The following is a 17,293-nucleotide window of genomic DNA, read 5'->3' as shown; positions in this document are numbered from 1 at the left end:
ACTTCGGTCACCGCGGCGTCGTCGTCGTACGGACGTCGCCGAATAGACGTATCGCCCCGCGATTCGGCTCCCTTCCGGCTGCCCCCGATTTCCCGGCGGCCACCCAGAGGCCCGGAGGAGCACGAGGAGAGCCCCTGGAACTTGACGCATGTTCACCTTTTAACCGGGCACTAACCGCCGGTAACGTCCGGCCCCATCCCCGTCGGGAGGAGCCGCCATGTCACGGCGCACCCCACGCACCGCGCTCGTCAGACTGAGAACTCCCCACACTCCCCGTGGGTTCCTGAAGACCGCTTCCGTATGCGTCCTGATGGCCGGGCTGCTGGCCCCGCTGTCCCCGGCCGCCTCGGCCGCCACCCCCACGGCGGCCGATGCGGCGGCGGTCGCGGACCACTGCGGATCCCAGTGCTCGGACATCCTGCCGCCCGGCCAGAACGGCAACGCCACCCTCGCCCAGATCCTGCTGAACCAGGCGTTCGGCACCCAGCCGGAACACGCCGAGGACCAGCTCGGGCCCTATGCGAAGCTCGCCACCGGCTATCAGTCGCTGACCGACTCGACGCTCAACACCTTCTTCAACGACGCCTCCTTCGGCGTCCCCGCCGACCAGGTCGCCTCCACCCTCAAGCCCGCCGGGCGCACCGACGTCACCATCGTCCGGGACAAGAAGACCGGTGTGCCGCACATCACGGGCACCACCCGCTACGGCACCGAGTTCGGCGCCGGTTATGCCGCCGCCCAGGACCGTCTCTGGCTGATGGACCTGTTCCGGCATGTCGGCCGGGGCCGGCTCACCCCCTTCGCCGGGGGAGCCCCCGACAACCAGGGCCTGGAGCAGACGTTCTGGCGCAACGCCCCCTACACCGAGGCCGACCTCCAGGCGCAGATCGACCGCGCCGCCGCCACCAACGGCGAACGGGGCCGTCAGGCCCTCGCCGATGTCAACGCCTACGTCGACGGCATCAACGCCTATATCGCCGCCTCCGACAGCGGTCGCTACTTCCCCGGCGAGTACGTCCTCACCGGCCACAAGGACTCGATCACCAACGCCGGCACCATCGAGCGCTTCAAGTCCACCGACCTGGTCGCCCTCGCCTCGGTGATCGGCTCCCTCTTCGGCGCCGGAGGCGGCGGCGAGGTCACCAACGCCCTCTCCCTGCTCGCCGCCCAGCAGAAGTACGGGGTGCAGAAGGGCACCGAGGTCTGGGAGTCCTTCCGGATGCGCAACGACCCCGAGGCCGTCCTCACCGTCCACGACGGCAGCTTCCCCTACGGCACCAGGCCTGCGAACCCGCAGGGCGCCGCCCTCCCCGACCCCGGCTCGGTCACCCGCGAACCCCTGGTCCACGACCGCACCGGCAGCGCCGCCACCGCGGCGGCCACCCGCACCTCCGCCGACGCCGCCGCGACCGCCGTCAGCTCCGCCCGGCGCGGGATGTCCAACGCCCTCGTCGTCAGCGGTGACCACACCGCGAGCGGCCACCCCATCGCCGTCTTCGGGCCGCAGACCGGCTACTTCGCGCCACAGCTGCTGATGCTCCAGGAGATCCAGGGCCCGGGGCTGAGCGCCCGCGGCGCCACCTTCGCCGGGCTCGGCATGTACGTCCTGCTCGGCCGGGGCCAGGACTACGCCTGGAGCGCCACCACCTCCGGCCAGGACATCATCGACACCTACGCCGTCGAACTGTGCCAGGACGACCACCACTACCTCCTCCGGGGCGTCTGCACGCCCATGGAGAAGATCGAGCGGAAGAACGCCTGGAAGCCCACCGTCGCCGACTCCACCGCGGCCGGCTCCTACACCATGCGGGTCTGGCGGACCGCGTACGGTCCCGTCGAGTACCGGGCCACCGTCGGCGGGAAGAAGGTCGCCTACACCACCCTGCGTTCGTCGTTCCTCAACGAGGCCGAGTCGATCATCGGTTTCCAGATGCTGAACGACCCGGGGTACGTGACCGGCCCGGAGACCTTCCAGCAGGCCACCCAGCACATCAACTTCACCTTCAACTGGTTCTACGCCGACTCCGAGCGCACCGCCTACTACAACAGCGGCGACAACCCGGTCCGGGCCACCGGCGTCGACCCCGAGTTCCCGGTCTGGGCCCGGCAGGCGTACGAGTGGCGCGGCTGGGACCCGGCGACCAACGCCGCCGATTACACCCCGCCCGCCCAGCACCCCAACTCCCTCGACCAGGACTACTACATCTCCTGGAACAACAAACAGGCCCAGGACTACGCCGCCGCGCCCTGGGGCAACGGCTCGGTGCACCGCGGGAATCTGCTGGACGACCGGGTGAAACGGCTGGTCCAGCAGGGCGGGGTGACCCGCTCGGCACTGGTGAGGGCGATGGCCGACGCCGGGCTCGCCGATCTGCGCGCCGAGCAGGTCCTCCCCGAACTGCTGAGGGTCCTCACCAGCAGCCCGGTCACCGACCCGGCCGCCGCCTCGGCGGTGACCAGACTCCAGGCGTGGGCCGCGGCGGGCGGCAGACGCACCGAGACCTCGGCGGGCTCCAGGACCTACGCCCACGCCGACGCCATCCGGATCCTCGACGCCTGGTGGCCGCTGCTGGTCAAAGCCCAGTTCGAACCCGGCCTCGGCACCGATCTGTACACCGCGATCACCGCCAACCTCCCCGTCGACGAGTCCCCGTCCGCCGCCCACGGCCCGACCGGCGCCCATGCCGGAAGCGCCTTCCAGTACGGCTGGTGGAGCTATGTCGACAAAGATCTGCGGTCGGTCCTCGGCGACACCGTCCGGGGCCCGCTCGGCGACACATACTGCGGCGGCGGCTCCCTCGGCGCCTGCCGGGACGCCCTGATCACCAGCCTCACCCAGGCCGCCGCCAGGACCCCCGCCCAGGTCTACCCCGGCGACACCCTGTGCGCGGCCGGGGACCAGTGGTGCGCCGACTCGCTCAACCAGCGCGCCCTCGGCGGCATCAAGCACCCCCACATCAGCTGGCAGAACCGGCCCACCTACCAGCAGGTCGTGGAGTTCACCTCCCACCGCTGACGACCGGGTCCCGGCGGGTACCGGCCACACTCGGGCCGGTATCTGCCGGTATCTGCCGGTCACCCACCTCCGCCCCGCCCGCCCCGCCTCCTCACCGATACAGCAGATACCGCGCCCGCGTCCGCCGGAACGCCGCCAGGTCGTCCTGCCAGGCCGCCACCACCTCGCCGGTCCCCGCCCCCGCGTCGATCATCGTGCGGACCAGGGTGGAGCCGGTGAGCGTGTCGATCCAGTTGTTCTCCAGCCAGCGGAAGTCGCTCCAGCTCCGCCGCGCGGTGACCAGCAGCCCGATCCCGGTCCGTACGGGGTCGTAGGCCCGCCGGTCGTGGACATGGACCTGGACCCCGCCGACGGTCTTGTTCGGGAACTTGGAGAAGGTCGGCGTGAAGTACGCCTCCCGGAAGCGGACGCCCGGCAGCCCGAGTTCATTCGCGGCGGCGGCCCAGCGTCCGTCCACGCCCTCCGCGCCGAGCAGTTCGAAGGGCCGGGTGGTGCCGCGCCCCTCGGAGAGGTTCGTGCCCTCGAACAGACAGGTCCCCGCGTAGACCAGCGCGGTGTCCGGCGTCGGCATGTTCGGGCTCGGCGGCACCCAGGGCAGCCCCGAGGCATCGTAGAAGTCCGACCGGCGCCAGCCGCTCATCCGGACGACGTCCAGCGGCACCGGCGCGGGCAGGAACTCCCCGTTGAACAGCCGGGCCAGCTCGCCCACGGTCATCCCGTGCGCCTGCGCGATCGGCTGCCGCCCGACGAAACTCGCGTGCGCCGGCTTCAGCACCGGGCCGTACGCGCCGCGCCCGGTGACCGGGTTCGGCCGGTCCAGCACCACGACCCGCTTCCCGGCCAGGGCCGCCGCCTCCATGCAGTCGAACAGCGTCCAGATATAGGTGTAGAAGCGGGCGCCGACATCCTGGATGTCGAAGACGACCGTGTCCACACCGGACGCGGTGAAGACATCGGCGAGGGGCCGTCCCCGCTTGCCGTAGGTGTCGTACACCGGCAGACCGGTCGCCGGGTCGTCGTGGCGGCCCTCGGAGCCACCGGCCTGGGCGGTGCCGCGGAAGCCGTGCTCCGGGCCGAAGACGGCGACGAGGTCCACCCGTTCATCGGCGTGCATGACATCCACGAGGTGCCGGACGTCCCGGGTCACCCCGGTGGGATTGGTGACGATCCCCACCCGGGCGCCGCCGAGCGGGGCGTACCCGTCGTCGGAGAGGCGCTCGAAACCGGTGCGCAGGGACGGGGTGCGGTGCGCGGCGGACGCGGTGGGGGCGGTGAGGGCGAGAGCGGCGGTCGTTCCGGCCAGGATCGTGCGTCTCGTTGGGGGCATGAGGGGACGGTAGGGGTTTCCCGGGGCGGTGGGGAGGGTGCGGAGGGCGGCGACCGGGTGTGTCGGCGGGGCGGGGGCGGTGGCTGCCCGGTGCCGAGCAGGGTGGCTGCCCGGTGCCGAGGGCGGTTGCTCTCCGATCCGGAGCGAGGTTGTTGTCCGGTCCCGAGCGGGGGTCGTTCCTGGTCCCGAGCGAGGTTGCTGCCCGGTGCCGAGCGCGGTTGCTGTCCGGTCCCGAGCGGGGGTCGTTTCCCGGTCCCGAACGCGGTCGTTCCCCGGTCCCGAGCGAGGGTCGTTCCCCCGCCCGGAGTCCCCTTCCTCCCCCCATACCGACCGGTTAGTCTGGAGCCGTGGGGGCCCGGAGCGGTAGGGACTGGAGGGCGATGGTGGTCAGCGTGCGGGGTGCCGGAGTGGTCGTCACGGGGGCGGGCGGTGGGATCGGGGCCGCGCTCGCCCGGCGGTTCGCCCGGGAGGGAGCCCGGGTCGTCGTCAACGACCTCGACGCCGCGAGGGCCGGGGCCGTGGCCCGGGAGACCGGCGGGACCGTGCTCCTCGGGGACGCCTCCATGATCGCGGACGCCGCCCTGGACGCCCTCGACGGCCGGGTCGACATCTACTGCGCCAACGCAGGTCTCGGCTCCGGCGGCTCCGAGACCGCCGAGGACGAGGTGTGGGACGCCGCCTGGGACGTCAATGTGATGGCCCATGTCCGCGCCGCGCGGGCGCTGCTGCCGGGCTGGCTGGAGCGGGGCGAGGGACGGTTCGTGTCGACCGTGTCCGCCGCCGGGCTGCTCACCATGATCGGCGCCGCCCCCTACAGCGTCACCAAGCACGGCGCCTACGCCTTCGCCGAGTGGCTGTCGCTGACGTACCGGCACCGCGGGGTGAAGGTGCACGCCGTCTGCCCGCAGGGCGTGCGGACCGACATGCTGGACGCGACCGGCAGCGCCGGCGATCTGGTGCTCCGGCCGACCGCGATCGAGCCCGAGGACGTGGCCGACGCGCTGTTCGCGGGCATGGCCGAGGAGCGGTTCCTGATCCTGCCGCACCCCGAGGTCGCCGCCTACTACCGGGCCCGCTCCACCGACCCGGACCACTGGCTGACCGGCATGAACCACCTCCAGCGGAAGTGGGAGGCGGCGGACTGAGCCCGGTCCCGCCCGACACGCCGGACCGGGCGGGTGGGAGGATCCTCCGTCGGGAGGTGTGCTCCTGTTCGCGGGACCGACGGCGAACCCTCATGGAAGGCAGGTGGCGGAAGTGCCCAGAACGACGGACGGGGACGGGGCGCCCGTCCCCCAGCGGCTGCTGGCCGCCGCCACCCGGCTCTTCGCCGAGCAGGGCTACGACCGCACCTCGGTGCAGGAGATCGTGGAGGCCGCGGGCGTCACCAAGGGCGCCCTCTACCACTACTTCGGCTCCAAGGACGATCTGCTGCACGAGGTGTACGCGCGCGTGCTGCGCGTCCAGCAGGAGCGTCTCGACGCCTTCGCCGACGCCGATGAGCCGGTGGCGAAGCGGCTGCGGGACGCGGCGGCGGACGTGGTGGTCACCACCATCGAGAACCTCGACGACGCCATGATCTTCTTCCGCTCCATGCACCATCTCGGCCCGGAGAAGAACAAGCAGGTCCGCGCCGAGCGCCGCCGCTACCACGAACGCTTCCGCGCGCTCATCGAGGAGGGCCAGCGCGAGGGCGTCTTCTCCGACGCGACCCCCGCCGACCTCGTCGTGGACTACCACTTCGGGTCCGTCCACCATCTCTCCACCTGGTACCGCCCCGACGGACCGCTCAGCCCCCAGCAGGTCGCCGACCACCTGGCCGATCTGCTGCTGAGGGCGCTGCGCCCCTGACCCGTACGGGCCGTCTCACAGGTACCGCTTCAGCTCCCGCCGCGCCAGCGACCGCTGGTGCACCTCGTCCGGCCCGTCCGCGATCATCAGCGTGCGCGCGGCGGCGTACAGCTCCGCCAGCGGGAAGTCCTGACTCACCCCGCCCGCCCCGTGCAACTGGATCGCCCGGTCCAGGATCGCGACCACCGCGCGGGGCGTGGCGATCTTGATCGCCTGGATCTCGGTGTGGGCGCCCCGGTTGCCGACGGTGTCCATCAGCCAGGCCGTCTTCAGCACCAGCAGCCGCAGCTGCTCGACGGTCACCCGCGCGTCCGCGATCCAGTTCTGCACCACGCCCTGCTGCCCCAGCGCCTTGCCGAACGCCGTACGGGACACCGCCCGGCGGCACATCAGCTCGATCGCCCGTTCCGCCATGCCGATCAGTCGCATGCAGTGGTGGATCCGGCCGGGGCCGAGCCGGGCCTGCGCGATGGCGAAGCCGCCGCCCTCCTCGCCGATCAGGGCCGACGCCGGGACCCGCACCCGGTCGAGGAGCACCTCGGCATGGCCGCCGTGGGAGTGGTCCTCGTAGCCGAAGACCCGCATCGCGCGGCGGACGGTCACCCCGGGGGTGTCGCGGGGGACCAGGATCATGGACTGCTGGCGGCGGGGGTCCGGGCCGTCGGGGTCGGTCTTGCCCATCACGATGAAGAGGGCGCAGTCCGGGTTCATCGCGCCGGAGATGTACCACTTGCGGCCCGTGATGACGTAGTGGTCGCCCTCGCGTTCGATCCGGGTGGTGATGTTGGTGGCGTCGGCGGAGGCCACCTCCGGTTCGGTCATCGCGAACGCCGAGCGGATCTCCCCGGCGAGCAGCGGCTCCAGCCACCGCTTCCGCTGCTCCTCGGTCCCGAACTGCGCCAGCACCTCCATGTTCCCGGTGTCGGGGGCGGCACAGTTGGTCGCGATCGGCGCGAGATGCGGGGAGCGGCCGGTGATCTCGGCCAGCGGGGCGTACTGGAGGTTGGTCAGCCCGGCGCCCTGGGCGGCGTCCGGCAGGAACAGATTCCACAGGCCCCGCCGCCGGGCCTCCGTCTTCAGCTCCGCCACCACGGCCGGGGTGTCCCAGGGCGAGGCGAGGGCGGCCCGCTGCTCCTCGGCGACCGGCTCGGCCGGGTACACGTACTCGTCCATGAAGGCGAGCAGGGCGGAGCGCAGCTCCTCGGTGCGGGCGTCGAACGCGAAGTCCATGCCGGTTCAGCCTTCCTGGAGGTCACGCAGCGTGGTCAGGCCGTGCTCGATGAAGACAGGGACCAGATCACCGATCCGGTCGAAGCCGGGCCCGACGGTCCGGCCGAGCGTGTAGCGGTAGTGGATGCCCTCCAGGATCACCGCGAGCTTGAACCAGGCGAAGGCCGTGTACCAGGCCACCGCCGACACCTCCCGCCCCGAGCGGGCCGCGTACCGCTCGATCAGCTCGGCGGGCGCGGGATGACCGGCGGCCTCGGCGGTGGTGGAGACCGGCGAGCCGGGGGTGCCGAGCGGGATGCCGTACATCACCAGCAGTCCCAGATCGGTCAGCGGATCGCCGAGGGTGGACATCTCCCAGTCCAGCACGGCCGCGATCCGGTCGGAGTCGTCCAGCAGGACGTTGTCGAGCCGGTAGTCGCCGTGGATCACGGTCGGGGCGGGGGAGCGGGGCAGGGCGCGGCCCAGCGCCGTGTGCAGCTCGTCGATCCCGGCCAGGTCGCGGTTGCGGGAGGCGTCGAGCTGCTTGCCCCAGCGACGCAGCTGCCGGTCCAGGAACCCGTCCGGCCGCCCGAAGTCACCGAGGCCGACCTCCGCCGGATCCACCGCGTGCAGCTCGACCAGCGTGTCGACCAGCCCCAGCACGGCCGCCCGGGTCCGCTCCGGCCCCAGCGGGGCGAGCTGTTCGGCGGTGCGGTACGGGGTGCCGGGCACCTGCTCCATCACATAGAACGGCGCCCCGAGCACCTCCTCGTCCTCGCACAGCAGCAGCGTCCCCGGCACCGGCACGGCGGTCGGGTGCAGGGCGCTGATCACCCGGTGCTCGCGCCGCATGTCGTGCGCGGTGGCCAGGACATGGCCGAGCGGCGGACGCCGGACGACCCAGCGGCCGGTGCCGTCGGTGACGGTGTAGGTGAGGTTGGAACGGCCGCCCTCGATCAGCCGGGCCGTCAGCGGTCCGGCCACCAGACCGGGCCGCTCGCGATCGAGGAGTCCGCGCAGCCGTTCGGGATCGAGACCGGGCGGGTGATCGGCAGCCATCGTCGCTCCTACGGACGCGCGAACAGGACGTGACCATGATGCCGACCGGTCGGTATGCCGTCCAGGCGCCCGGGAGGGATCGTTGTCTGAGCCACCTTAGGGGGTGGGGTTCGATCACGTCAGTGGTCCGATGCCGGGTCGGGTGCCGGGTCCGGTGCCGGGTCGGGTGCCGGGTCCGATATCGGGTCCGGTGCCGTCAGTGGTCGTCCCAGTGGTCGCCGTGGGCGGCGTGCCGGTGGCCGTCGTGGAGGTAGTCGATGTGATCGCCGTGCAGCACCGAGGCATGGCCGCAGTTCGCGCCGTGCCGGTGCTCGTGCCCGGCGTGGGCGGTGTGCCCGGCGGCCTCGCACTCGTCCCAGTGGCCGTCGTGCGCGCGGTGCAGATGCCCGTCGTGCGCGTAGTCGACGTGATCGCCGTGCGGTACGGCGGTGTGGCCGCACTCGGGGCCGTGGGTGTGGGTGTGGGTGGTGTGTTCGAGGTGTGTGGTGCTCATGGAAGCGAGCATATGGGGCATATCTCTCATATGCCTTGCGGTGTCGTGCTGGGAGGCGGCGTGGTCCTTCAGGGCGGGCCCGCAGAACGGGCCTACCGAACGCCCTTTCGGAGCGGCCTTCGGAACGCCCCTTCAGAACGCCCCTTCAGAACGCCCCTTCAGAACGGCCTTCGGAACGCCCTCAGAACACGATCGCCGCCGCCGCGCACACCGCCAGGAACACCGTGCACAGCGTTGCCGCCGCGGCCTGCCGGGGTGGCAGCGCGGCCGGGCGGGCGCTGGCCGTGAGGGCGCGTATCCGCCGGTGGGCGATCAGCAGAAAGCCCAGCCAGAGCAGACAGCATGCGGCGCACACCAGCGCCGACGCGGGCGACAGACCACCCCGTACCGTGGTCCGCACCGCGAGAATGGCGGTGACCGTGCCGGCGAGGGTGGTGCGCCGCCAGGCCAGCCGGGTCCGCTCCGGCTGGAGCCCGGGATCGCGTACGGGCGCGGCCTCGGCGCTCACCGTCGCCTCACCCCTCCCAGCCGAACACCACGACCACCACCATGCCGAGCGCCACCACCGCGATGACCAGGCTCAGCAGCGCCGGGAACCGGGAGACCGGAAGATCCTCGCCGCGCCGCATCGCCCGCTCGCAGCGCACCCAGTGGTTGACCGCCCGCAGCGAGCACAGGACACCGGCCGCGAGCAGCGCCAGCGCCAGCGCGACCCGGACCGCCCAGCGCAGATCGGGCAGGAACTGGTCCACCGCGAACCCGCCGCCGATCAGCGCCAGCGCGGTCCGCAGCCAGGCCAGGAAGGTGCGCTCGTTCGCCAGGGAGAACCGGTAGTCGGGGGTGGCGCCCTCCGCGCTGACCCGCTCGGGGGCGAACCACAACCGGACGTTCCGCACGAAGTCGCTCACCTGACCGACCCTAGCCGTCAGCTGTGATCCCGGTGCGGTCAGCCTCGTCCCGCCGGGCGATCCCGCAGCAGCGTGTACGCGGCGAGGCCGTCCGGCACCCACTCCCAGGCACCGTCCCCGCCGAGCCGCCGCTCGATCTCGCTCTCGGGCAGGAAGGCGTGCCAGGCCACCTCCTCGGCCTGGGGCCGCACCGGCAGCGCGCAGCGCACCTCGTACACCGCCGACCACCAGCTCCGCCCGGCCCCGTCGTCGTAGAGGAACGTGAACAGATACGACGGGTCCGGCAGCCCCGTCACCCCCAGCTCCTCCTCGGCCTCGCGCAGCGCCGCCTCGTCATAGGACTCGCCCGCGCCGACCACCCCGCCGACGAACATGTCGTAGAGGGCGGGGAACACCAGCTTGGTCGCCGTCCGCCGATGCACGAAGATCCGCCCGGAACCATCCCTGACCCGCACGAACACACAGCGATGTCGGAGCCCGCGGGCATAGACCACGCCCCGGGGGGACCGGCCGATCACCCGGTCGTGCTCGTCGACCACATCGAGGATCTCGTCGGCCGGGTCGCCCGGCCGATGGCCCGGGTCGTCGCTGCGGGCTGGGTCGCTCATGGGGGTATCCAAGCAGCCGGGCGGCGCCCCTTCGCTCGGGAGGCGGTCAGCTCGGGCGGACCGGCTGGAGCCGTCCCATCGTCGCCGTCGTGGCCGCCGTCGCCCCCCGGGGCATCGCCGGGTGCATGCCCAGCAGGACGATGCCCGCCACCACCGCGGCCAGGCCCGCCGCCTCCCAGGCCAGGGCGCCGGTGTCGGTGCGCAGCCGGTCGCCCAGGAACCCGACGCCGCAGATGATCCCGGCGATGGGCTGGGCGGCGGTCAGCGCGGGCAGCGAACTGCGCAGGGACCCGGTCTCGAACGCGCTCTGCACCAGGATCAGCCCGGTGATCCCGAGCGCCAGCACGGCGTACGGCTGCCAGCCGGTGAGCACCTCCAGGATCCCGCCCGCACCGAAACGCTGTCCGCTGACCCGGGTCAGCGCGTCCTGCACGCCGTAGAGGAGGCCCGCCGCCAGGGCGAGCAGCATCGGGGCGTAGCCCAGCCGGGAGCGCTTGGCGTACCCGGTGAGCAGGATCGCCAGCCCCACCATCACGCCGATGATCAGCCAGTGCCGTACCGGATCCACCACCGCCGTACCGCCGTGCGGCTGGCCGGCGACGATGAAGGTGGTCACCCCGCCCGCCAGCAGGGCGAGCCCGGCCCAGCCCTGGCGGCCCAGCGGCTGCTTGGTCTGACGCCGGGACAGCGCGAGGGCGAACAGCAGGTTCGTCGCCAGCAGGGGTTCCACCAGGGACAGCTGGCCCTGGCCCAGTGCGATGGCGCCGAGCACCATGCCCGCGGCCATCAGCGCGATACCGCCGAGCCAGCGCGGCACCCGCATCAGATCGAGCAGCAGCCGCGGGGAGAGGAAGTCGCCGAGCGGCGCCCGCTGCGCCGCGTTCTGCTGGAGGACGAAGCCGAAGCCCAGACAGCACGCGGCACTCACGGCGAGAACCAGAACCAGAACCGACACGCTGTACCTCGGGATCATCCGGCCGGAAACACATGGTGCGGTACGGCCGACTGTAGGGGACCGGGGGCGTCGCTGCCCCCGGGGAGCGCCCGAACGCGAGCGGCCGGGGGCAGTGGGGACACTGCGGCGGCGGCCGGCCGCGGGCGCGGGATGCGTACTCGCCATGGTCCGGCGCCGCATCCGTGATCGCTATGACCTACGCCACATTCGAACCCGGTATCCGGAGCGCCACGCTCCGCTACACCGTCGACTGGCGGACACTTCCGCGCACGCATGGCCGAGAATCGCCGGTGTGACTTAACGCACAACATCCGAGGTGCATCACGGCCCGCGTGCGGCGATCTCCACGAAGTCGGCACAACTGTCTCTCTCTTCCCACGAGTTGACGCGTGTCACGGCCGGATCGCACTTGACGCTGAGCGTTGGCTGCCGGTTTGCTGTCCGTGATCGGCCGATAGCACGCCGACCACGCCGACCACCCGCATCGTCGCTGAGGAAGTTCCCGCGGTGTCCCCACCCCCGCCTCCCCTCGGTCGAGGCCGCAGGCGAGCGGCCCAGGCCCACGACGCGGCTCTCGACGACACCGAACTCAGTGCCGCGCGTGCCGCGTTGGCTCAAGGTCGCTGGCAGGCGGTCCGTTCCCTGCTGGTGCGCACCGCCGACGACTGGGACCGCCGGGGCCACCGGGTCACCGTCCTCGGCGCCGAGTCGTACACCGCCGCCTGGGCGGTCGAGTGGCAGCTCGCCGAGCCCGAGTCCGCCGACGCCGCCGTGCTCCTCGCGTTCGCCCAGGTGCACCGGGCGCTGCGAGGCAAGCAGAAGCCGGATCGGGCCCGCGAGGCATGCGCCGCCGCCGCCCGCCGCGCCCCCGCCGACCCCACCCCCTGGCTCGGTCTGCTGCTGCTGGAGCGCTCGCTCGGCGCCGAGGAGGACGTGGTCCGGCTCTTCGACGAGATCCGGCACCGCCACCCCGATCACCACCACGCCCACCATCTGCTGGTGGCGCGGCTCGCCGAGCGGCTGACCGAGGCAGGCGCCGACCCGCTGCACGAGGTGTACGACTTCGCCAACTGGGCCGCCGAGCAGGCCCCCGCCGACTCCCCGCTCGCCATCCTCCCGGTGGTCGCGCACGCCGAGCGGTTCCGGGTGCTGGCCGCCGCGGGCCTGCTGCCGACCGACCCGCCCGCCTCCGGGCACTGGGACGGACGCCGGGCCCGGCAGGTGATGAAGGCCGCGTTCGACTGGTGGCTGGAGTGGGAGCACGAGGAGCATCCGCGCCGTCTGATCGACCTCAACTTCCTCGCCCACGCCAAGTACTGCGAGGGCCGCTCCGCGGAGGCCGCCGCCCTCTTCCACCGCATCGGCGACCGCTTCACACCCCAGCCGTGGTCCTACCCGGACCGCGACCCCTCCACCGCGTTCCGCTCGGCCCGCGACGGCGCGCTCGGCACGACGTGAGCACGCCGAGGCACCCGCACGATCCGCTCCGCACGCTCCGCCTGCACGATCCGCATGATCTGTACCGCCTGCACGACCCGCACGACCTGTACGTCCCGCACCGCCTGCACGACCCGTACTGCCCCTAGAGCACCCAGAGCCCCGCACCTCACCGCGCCGAAAGGACCCGCTCCCCATGAGCACCGGCAGTCCCCGCACGAGCAGACCGGCCGCCTCCTCCGACGGCATCAGCACCTTCAAGGGCCAGGAACGCGCACTGCGCGCCGACCGGCTCGGTACGGGGGGCCTGCTGCTCTCCGTCCTCGCCGCGACCGGCCCCATCATGGTGGTCGCCGGTGTCATGCCCACCACATACGCGGTGATGGGCATCGTCGGACAGCCCCTGCTCTTCGTGCTCCTCGGCGTGGTCCTGGTCCTGTTCGGCATCGGGTACGCCGAGATGAGCCGCCATGTCCACAACGCGGGCGCGTTCTACGCCTATATCTCGCGCGGCCTCGGCGGCACCGCCGGAGCGAGCGCCGCGATGGTCGCCCTGGTCGCCTACAACGCCCTCCAGGCCGGTATCTACGGCATCTTCGGCTTCGAGGTCGCCGGACTGCTCGGCACCTACGCCGACATCACCGTCTCCTGGTGGGTGCCCGCGCTGGCGGCGCTCGCGGTGGTCGGCGTGCTCGGCTGGCTGAAGATCGACGTCAACGCCAAGGTGCTGGGCGTTCTGCTGATCATCGAGGTCGTCCTCGTCGTCATCTTCGACATCGCCGCCCTCGGCGACCCCGGCCCGCAGGGCCTGTCGCTCGGCGCGTTCAACCCCGACACCCTGACCGGCGCGGGCGTCGGCACCGCCCTGTGCTTCTGCATCGCCGCCTTCCTCGGCTTCGAGCAGGCCCCGGTGTACGCGGAGGAGACCAGCAGGCCGCACATCCTGGTGCCCCGGGTGATGATCCTGGCCGTCGCCGGGACCGCCGTCTTCTTCGCCTTCAGCAGCTGGGCCCTCACGGTCGCCACCGGCCCGGACCACATCGTGCCCACCGCCCAGGAGCAGAGCGCCGGACTGCTGTTCTTCCTCACCGAGGCCCGGCTCGGCGAGACCTTCACCGACGTCATGCACATCCTCTTCGTGACCGGTATGTTCGCCGCGCTGCTCAGCTTCCACAATGTCGTCGCCCGGTACGCCTTCGCCATGGGCCGCGAGGGACTGCTGCCGTCCGCCTTCGGCCGCACCACCGGCTCCAGCGGCGCCCCCGGCACCGGCTCGCTGCTCCAGACCGCCATCTCCGCGATCATCGTGATCGCCTTCGCGGTCACCGACGACAAGCCGAACGGCGACCCGACCGCGCCGGTCCTGCACCTGTTCACCTGGTTCGGGAACGTCGGCGCGCTCGGCGTGATCGTGCTGATGGCCGCCGCGTCCCTCTCCGTGGTGGTGTTCTTCGTCCGGCGCGGCGCCGCGGGCACCCAGGGCTGGCGGCTGGTCACCTCCTCCCTCGCGGGCATCGCGCTGGTGGTGATCGCCGGGTACACGGTCAAGGACTTCGACGTCCTGGTCGGCACCGGCCCCGGCTCCTCGCTGAGCTGGGTGCTCCCCGGCGTCATCGGCCTCGCCGTCCTCGGCGGTCTGGTCCAGGGCCTGATCATGCGGGCCCGCAAGCCGGAGGCCCACGCCCGGATCGGCCTGGGCAACGAGGCGTTCCAACTGGAGAAGGCGGCCGAGTCCCGGTCCGAGTGACGGCCCGCGCCGCTCCGCCGCCCCGGATGACGGAAGCCTGACGGCACCCCGCGAACCCTGGCCCGTACGGGTTCGCGGGTGCTCGAATGGCAGCCGCGACCACTCCCGGCTCCCCCCGGCCACCCGTACCCCCACCGGGCCCCCGGGGCGCCCCCGTCGGCCGCCGCGTCCTCCTGGGCACCCTCGGTCCGGGCGCCCTCGGGGTGCTCACCGCCCCTGCGCTCCAGCGGGGCCTGGAGCCCTTCCTCGCGGACGCCTCCGACAAGGACCCCACCTCCCCAACGGCGGCGGCTTCCGCTCCTACTCGGTCGCCGCGCCCGTTCCCCGCCTCACCGTCGACGGCCTGGTCGACCGCCCCACCACCCTCACCCTCGCCGCCCTGCGCGCCCTGCCGCAGACCCGCCTGGTCCGCGACGTCCAGTGCGTCACCGACTGGCGCGTCCCCGCCACCGCCTTCGAGGGCGTACGGCTGTCCCGGCTGCTGGACGCCGTCGGGGTCCGCCCGACCGCCCGCGCGGTCCGCTTCACCTGCTTCGACGGCACGTACACCGAGAAATGGCTCTCCGGCATCACCCTCACCGAGGACGTCGAGCCCGGGTACTGGGAGGGAACGCGGCTACGACATCGACGCCTGGGCGGGCCGCTCCAACGGGCGTGACGATGTCCCCACGAGCTGACGCCCCGCCCGCCCAGGGCCGCGTCCGGCGCTTCACCCGCGCCGAGCGCTGGATCCACCGCGCCACCGCCGCGCTGATGGGCGTCTGCGTACTCACCGCCGCATGCCTGTACCTCCCCGAACTCGCCCAACTCCACGGCCGCCGCGCCCTGGTGGTCCGGCTGCACCAGTGGTCCGGCCTCGCGCTGCCGGTCCCGGCCCTGGCCGGACTCGCCTCCCGCGCCTTCCGCGCCGACCTGGGCCGCCGGAGCGACGCTGGTCATGCTGGGCACGGGGCTGGTGATGTGGTTCACCGGCCTGACACCGCTGCGCCGGCGCACCGCCGCGACCTTCGTCCACGACTGGCTGGCCCTGACCCTCGGCATCGTCCTGGCCGGCCACATCGGCATGGCCCTCGCCGACCCGGAGGCCCGCCGGGGGATGCGGACGGGATCGGTGAGCCGGGAGTGGGCGGAGCGGGAGCATGGGGCGTGGGAGGGGTGAGGCGAGGGGGTGAGATGAGGTGAAGGGGTGAGGTAAACAGGCAGCGGTGCGGAGGGACGGCTCATCGCCCTCACTTCATCACCGGTTCTCCTGCCCAGGCATCGGGTACGTCCGGCGCCGCAAGGATCTCCGGCACTTCAACCCGCCACCGCTCCGGCACCCCCGTCGACCGCAGCGCAGGCAGCGCAGGCAGCGCAGGCAGCGCAGGTAGCCCAGACAGCCCAGGGACCCCAGGCAGCTCCGGCACTCCCGGCGCCTCCGGCCCCGGCACCGCAGGCCCAGGCGCCCCCGGTGCCAACCCCACCGGCGGCTCCCGACCCGGCTCGGGCACCGGCACCTCCCCGGGCGACCCGCCCGGCGATTCACCTGGCGATTCCCCAGGCGATCCGCCCGGCGTCCCACCCGGGTTCTGCGACCCCGGCGTGGACCCAGGCCCCGCCGGTACCACCCCGAACGCGTCCTCCAGCACGGCCTCCTCACCCCCGTACCGCACGGTGACGCTCACCGTCCGGGGGAGGCCCGCCAGTCCCGCCGGCACCGCCACCGACACCCCGGGTGCCGCCCCGCGTCGGCTCTCCGGGATCACGGGGACGGTCTGACCGTCCACCAGCACCTCCCCGCCGACCGCGAGTTCGGCGACGTCGAAGAACACCCCGCGCAGTGCGATCCGCACCCGTTCCCCGGGCCGTGCCGTGGCCGCCGTGGTGCCCGTGTCCACGCCGGTGATGCCGAAGGCGCAGGCGGGGGGCGCCTCGGCGGTGGAGCCGAGCACCGCGCTCTGTCCCGGGTGGCGGTGCTCGAACTCCAGCAGCCCGTCGAGCACGGCGAGGGCGGCCCGCCCCTTGCAACTGCGCGCCTCGTCCCCGACCGCGTCCCGTGCCCGCCGGGCCGCCTCCCAGTGACCGTCCCGCCCCTGCACGGCCAGACACGCCGAGGCGAGTCCGCGCAGCACCTGCCATTCGGGGTCGTCCGTCGCCACGGGCACGGCGGTCAGCGCCTCACCGCAGCGGCCGGGGTCGCGCAGGATGTCGTAGACCCGCGCCGGGTCGGCGGTCCGGTCGGCGTCGGGGGAGTCGGGGCCCGGCGGCAGCCAGCGCAGCCGTACGGTTCCCGGGCGTTCGGTGGGGGAGGGGAGGACGGGGCCGGGGGAGGTGGCCGGGGGCCGGGTGGCCGTCGGCGGGGTTCCGGTGGCGGTGCCGCCGACGCCCCCGGCGGGTGAGGACAGCAGGGGAGGGTGTTCCGGCACCGGCGCCGGGGTGACCGTACCGCCGACCGACCCCGAGGACGGTCCGGCGATCATGGGTCTGCCGGGCTGGTCCGGCGGGCCGAGGGCGTCGCGCCCGCCGCCCGTGAACGCGACGGCGACGATCGCCACCGCCCCCGCTACCAGCCACCCCGAGACACGTGTCCCCAGGGAAACCGTCATGACGCCCCCCGCTGTGATGACCTCCGGCGGCCGATCGGGGCCGACCGAAGCCGTCCCATCATCATCCAGGCCGGGTCATCAGAAAAGCCACGCGGGGA

15 protein-coding genes and 2 pseudogenes are annotated in these 17,293 nt (G+C 72.9%); 8 read left to right on the top strand and 9 right to left on the bottom strand.

Annotated features, from left to right (window positions below; translation table 11 throughout):
- Window positions 1-217 precede the first annotated feature (217 nt).
- Complete coding sequence (locus ABZX40_RS01640) at window positions 218-3,016, top strand: penicillin acylase family protein (RefSeq protein WP_355745773.1); 2,799 nt, start codon at window positions 218-220, stop codon at window positions 3,014-3,016.
- A 91-nt stretch (window positions 3,017-3,107) separates the two neighbouring features.
- On the opposite strand, the gene ABZX40_RS01635 is transcribed toward ABZX40_RS01640, so the two are convergent.
- Complete coding sequence (locus ABZX40_RS01635) at window positions 3,108-4,343, bottom strand: DUF1343 domain-containing protein (RefSeq protein WP_355745770.1); 1,236 nt, start codon at window positions 4,341-4,343, stop codon at window positions 3,108-3,110.
- Between the two features lie 380 nt (window positions 4,344-4,723).
- Here ABZX40_RS01635 and ABZX40_RS01630 point away from each other — a divergent pair, with 380 nt between their 5' ends.
- Together ABZX40_RS01630 and ABZX40_RS01625 are read left to right on the top strand one after the other, a co-directional pair.
- Window positions 4,724-5,488 carry an SDR family oxidoreductase gene (locus tag ABZX40_RS01630; RefSeq protein WP_355745767.1) on the top strand — a complete coding sequence of 255 codons (765 nt, stop codon included), beginning with the start codon at window positions 4,724-4,726 and terminating at the stop codon, window positions 5,486-5,488.
- A 112-nt stretch (window positions 5,489-5,600) separates the two neighbouring features.
- Window positions 5,601-6,194: a TetR/AcrR family transcriptional regulator gene (locus tag ABZX40_RS01625; RefSeq protein WP_355745764.1), complete on the top strand. Its 594-nt coding sequence runs from the start codon at window positions 5,601-5,603 to the stop codon at window positions 6,192-6,194.
- 15 nt (window positions 6,195-6,209) lie between these two features.
- Here ABZX40_RS01625 and ABZX40_RS01620 read toward each other — a convergent pair whose 3' ends face one another.
- From ABZX40_RS01620 to ABZX40_RS01590, 7 genes are all read right to left on the bottom strand, one after another.
- A complete protein-coding gene (locus ABZX40_RS01620; RefSeq protein ID WP_355745761.1) occupies window positions 6,210-7,424 on the bottom strand; it encodes an acyl-CoA dehydrogenase family protein in 1,215 nt (404 codons plus the stop codon).
- Window positions 7,425-7,430: 6 nt separating this feature from the next.
- Window positions 7,431-8,462, bottom strand: coding sequence for a phosphotransferase family protein (locus ABZX40_RS01615; protein WP_355745758.1), 1,032 nt, complete (start codon window positions 8,460-8,462; stop codon window positions 7,431-7,433).
- A gap of 196 nt (window positions 8,463-8,658) precedes the next feature.
- Window positions 8,659-8,955, bottom strand: coding sequence for a hypothetical protein (locus ABZX40_RS01610; RefSeq protein WP_355745755.1), 297 nt, complete (start codon window positions 8,953-8,955; stop codon window positions 8,659-8,661).
- A 181-nt stretch (window positions 8,956-9,136) separates the two neighbouring features.
- Complete coding sequence (locus ABZX40_RS01605) at window positions 9,137-9,463, bottom strand: DUF202 domain-containing protein (protein ID WP_355745752.1); 327 nt, start codon at window positions 9,461-9,463, stop codon at window positions 9,137-9,139.
- A gap of 7 nt (window positions 9,464-9,470) precedes the next feature.
- Entirely contained in the window at window positions 9,471-9,863 is a 393-nt protein-coding gene (locus tag ABZX40_RS01600; protein ID WP_355745749.1) for a DUF202 domain-containing protein, read from the bottom strand.
- Window positions 9,864-9,901: 38 nt separating this feature from the next.
- Window positions 9,902-10,471: an NUDIX domain-containing protein gene (locus tag ABZX40_RS01595; RefSeq protein WP_355745746.1), complete on the bottom strand. Its 570-nt coding sequence runs from the start codon at window positions 10,469-10,471 to the stop codon at window positions 9,902-9,904.
- 46 nt (window positions 10,472-10,517) lie between these two features.
- Window positions 10,518-11,426: a DMT family transporter gene (locus tag ABZX40_RS01590; RefSeq protein WP_355745743.1), complete on the bottom strand. Its 909-nt coding sequence runs from the start codon at window positions 11,424-11,426 to the stop codon at window positions 10,518-10,520.
- A gap of 507 nt (window positions 11,427-11,933) precedes the next feature.
- Here ABZX40_RS01590 and ABZX40_RS01585 point away from each other — a divergent pair.
- From ABZX40_RS01585 to ABZX40_RS01565, 5 genes and pseudogenes are all read left to right on the top strand, one after another.
- Window positions 11,934-12,884: a hypothetical protein gene (locus ABZX40_RS01585; protein WP_355745740.1), complete on the top strand. Its 951-nt coding sequence runs from the start codon at window positions 11,934-11,936 to the stop codon at window positions 12,882-12,884.
- The gene (locus tag ABZX40_RS01580; protein WP_355745737.1) at window positions 12,881-13,012 is read left to right on the top strand and encodes a hypothetical protein; all 132 of its coding nucleotides are present in this window, start codon (window positions 12,881-12,883) and stop codon (window positions 13,010-13,012) included. The genes ABZX40_RS01585 and ABZX40_RS01580 overlap by 4 nt, the downstream gene beginning before the upstream one ends.
- A 47-nt stretch (window positions 13,013-13,059) precedes the next feature.
- The gene (locus ABZX40_RS01575; RefSeq protein ID WP_355745734.1) at window positions 13,060-14,610 is read left to right on the top strand and encodes an APC family permease; all 1,551 of its coding nucleotides are present in this window, start codon (window positions 13,060-13,062) and stop codon (window positions 14,608-14,610) included.
- A gap of 86 nt (window positions 14,611-14,696) precedes the next feature.
- Window positions 14,697-15,287, top strand: a pseudogene (locus ABZX40_RS01570) (molybdopterin-dependent oxidoreductase).
- Window positions 15,271-15,769: pseudogene (locus ABZX40_RS01565) on the top strand (formate dehydrogenase). Before ABZX40_RS01570 ends, ABZX40_RS01565 begins: the two co-directional pseudogenes overlap by 17 nt.
- 70 nt (window positions 15,770-15,839) lie before the next feature.
- Here the strand turns inward: ABZX40_RS01565 and ABZX40_RS01560 are convergent.
- On the bottom strand, window positions 15,840-17,195 hold the full coding sequence (locus ABZX40_RS01560; RefSeq protein ID WP_355745731.1) for a hypothetical protein: 1,356 nt from the start codon (window positions 17,193-17,195) through the stop codon (window positions 15,840-15,842).
- Between the last annotated feature and the right edge of the window lie 98 nt (window positions 17,196-17,293).

The sequence above is a fragment of the Streptomyces sp. NPDC004610 genome (assembly GCF_040609715.1).
Lineage (GTDB): Bacteria > Actinomycetota > Actinomycetes > Streptomycetales > Streptomycetaceae > Streptomyces.
This window is presented reverse-complemented; position numbering and strand designations above follow the sequence as displayed.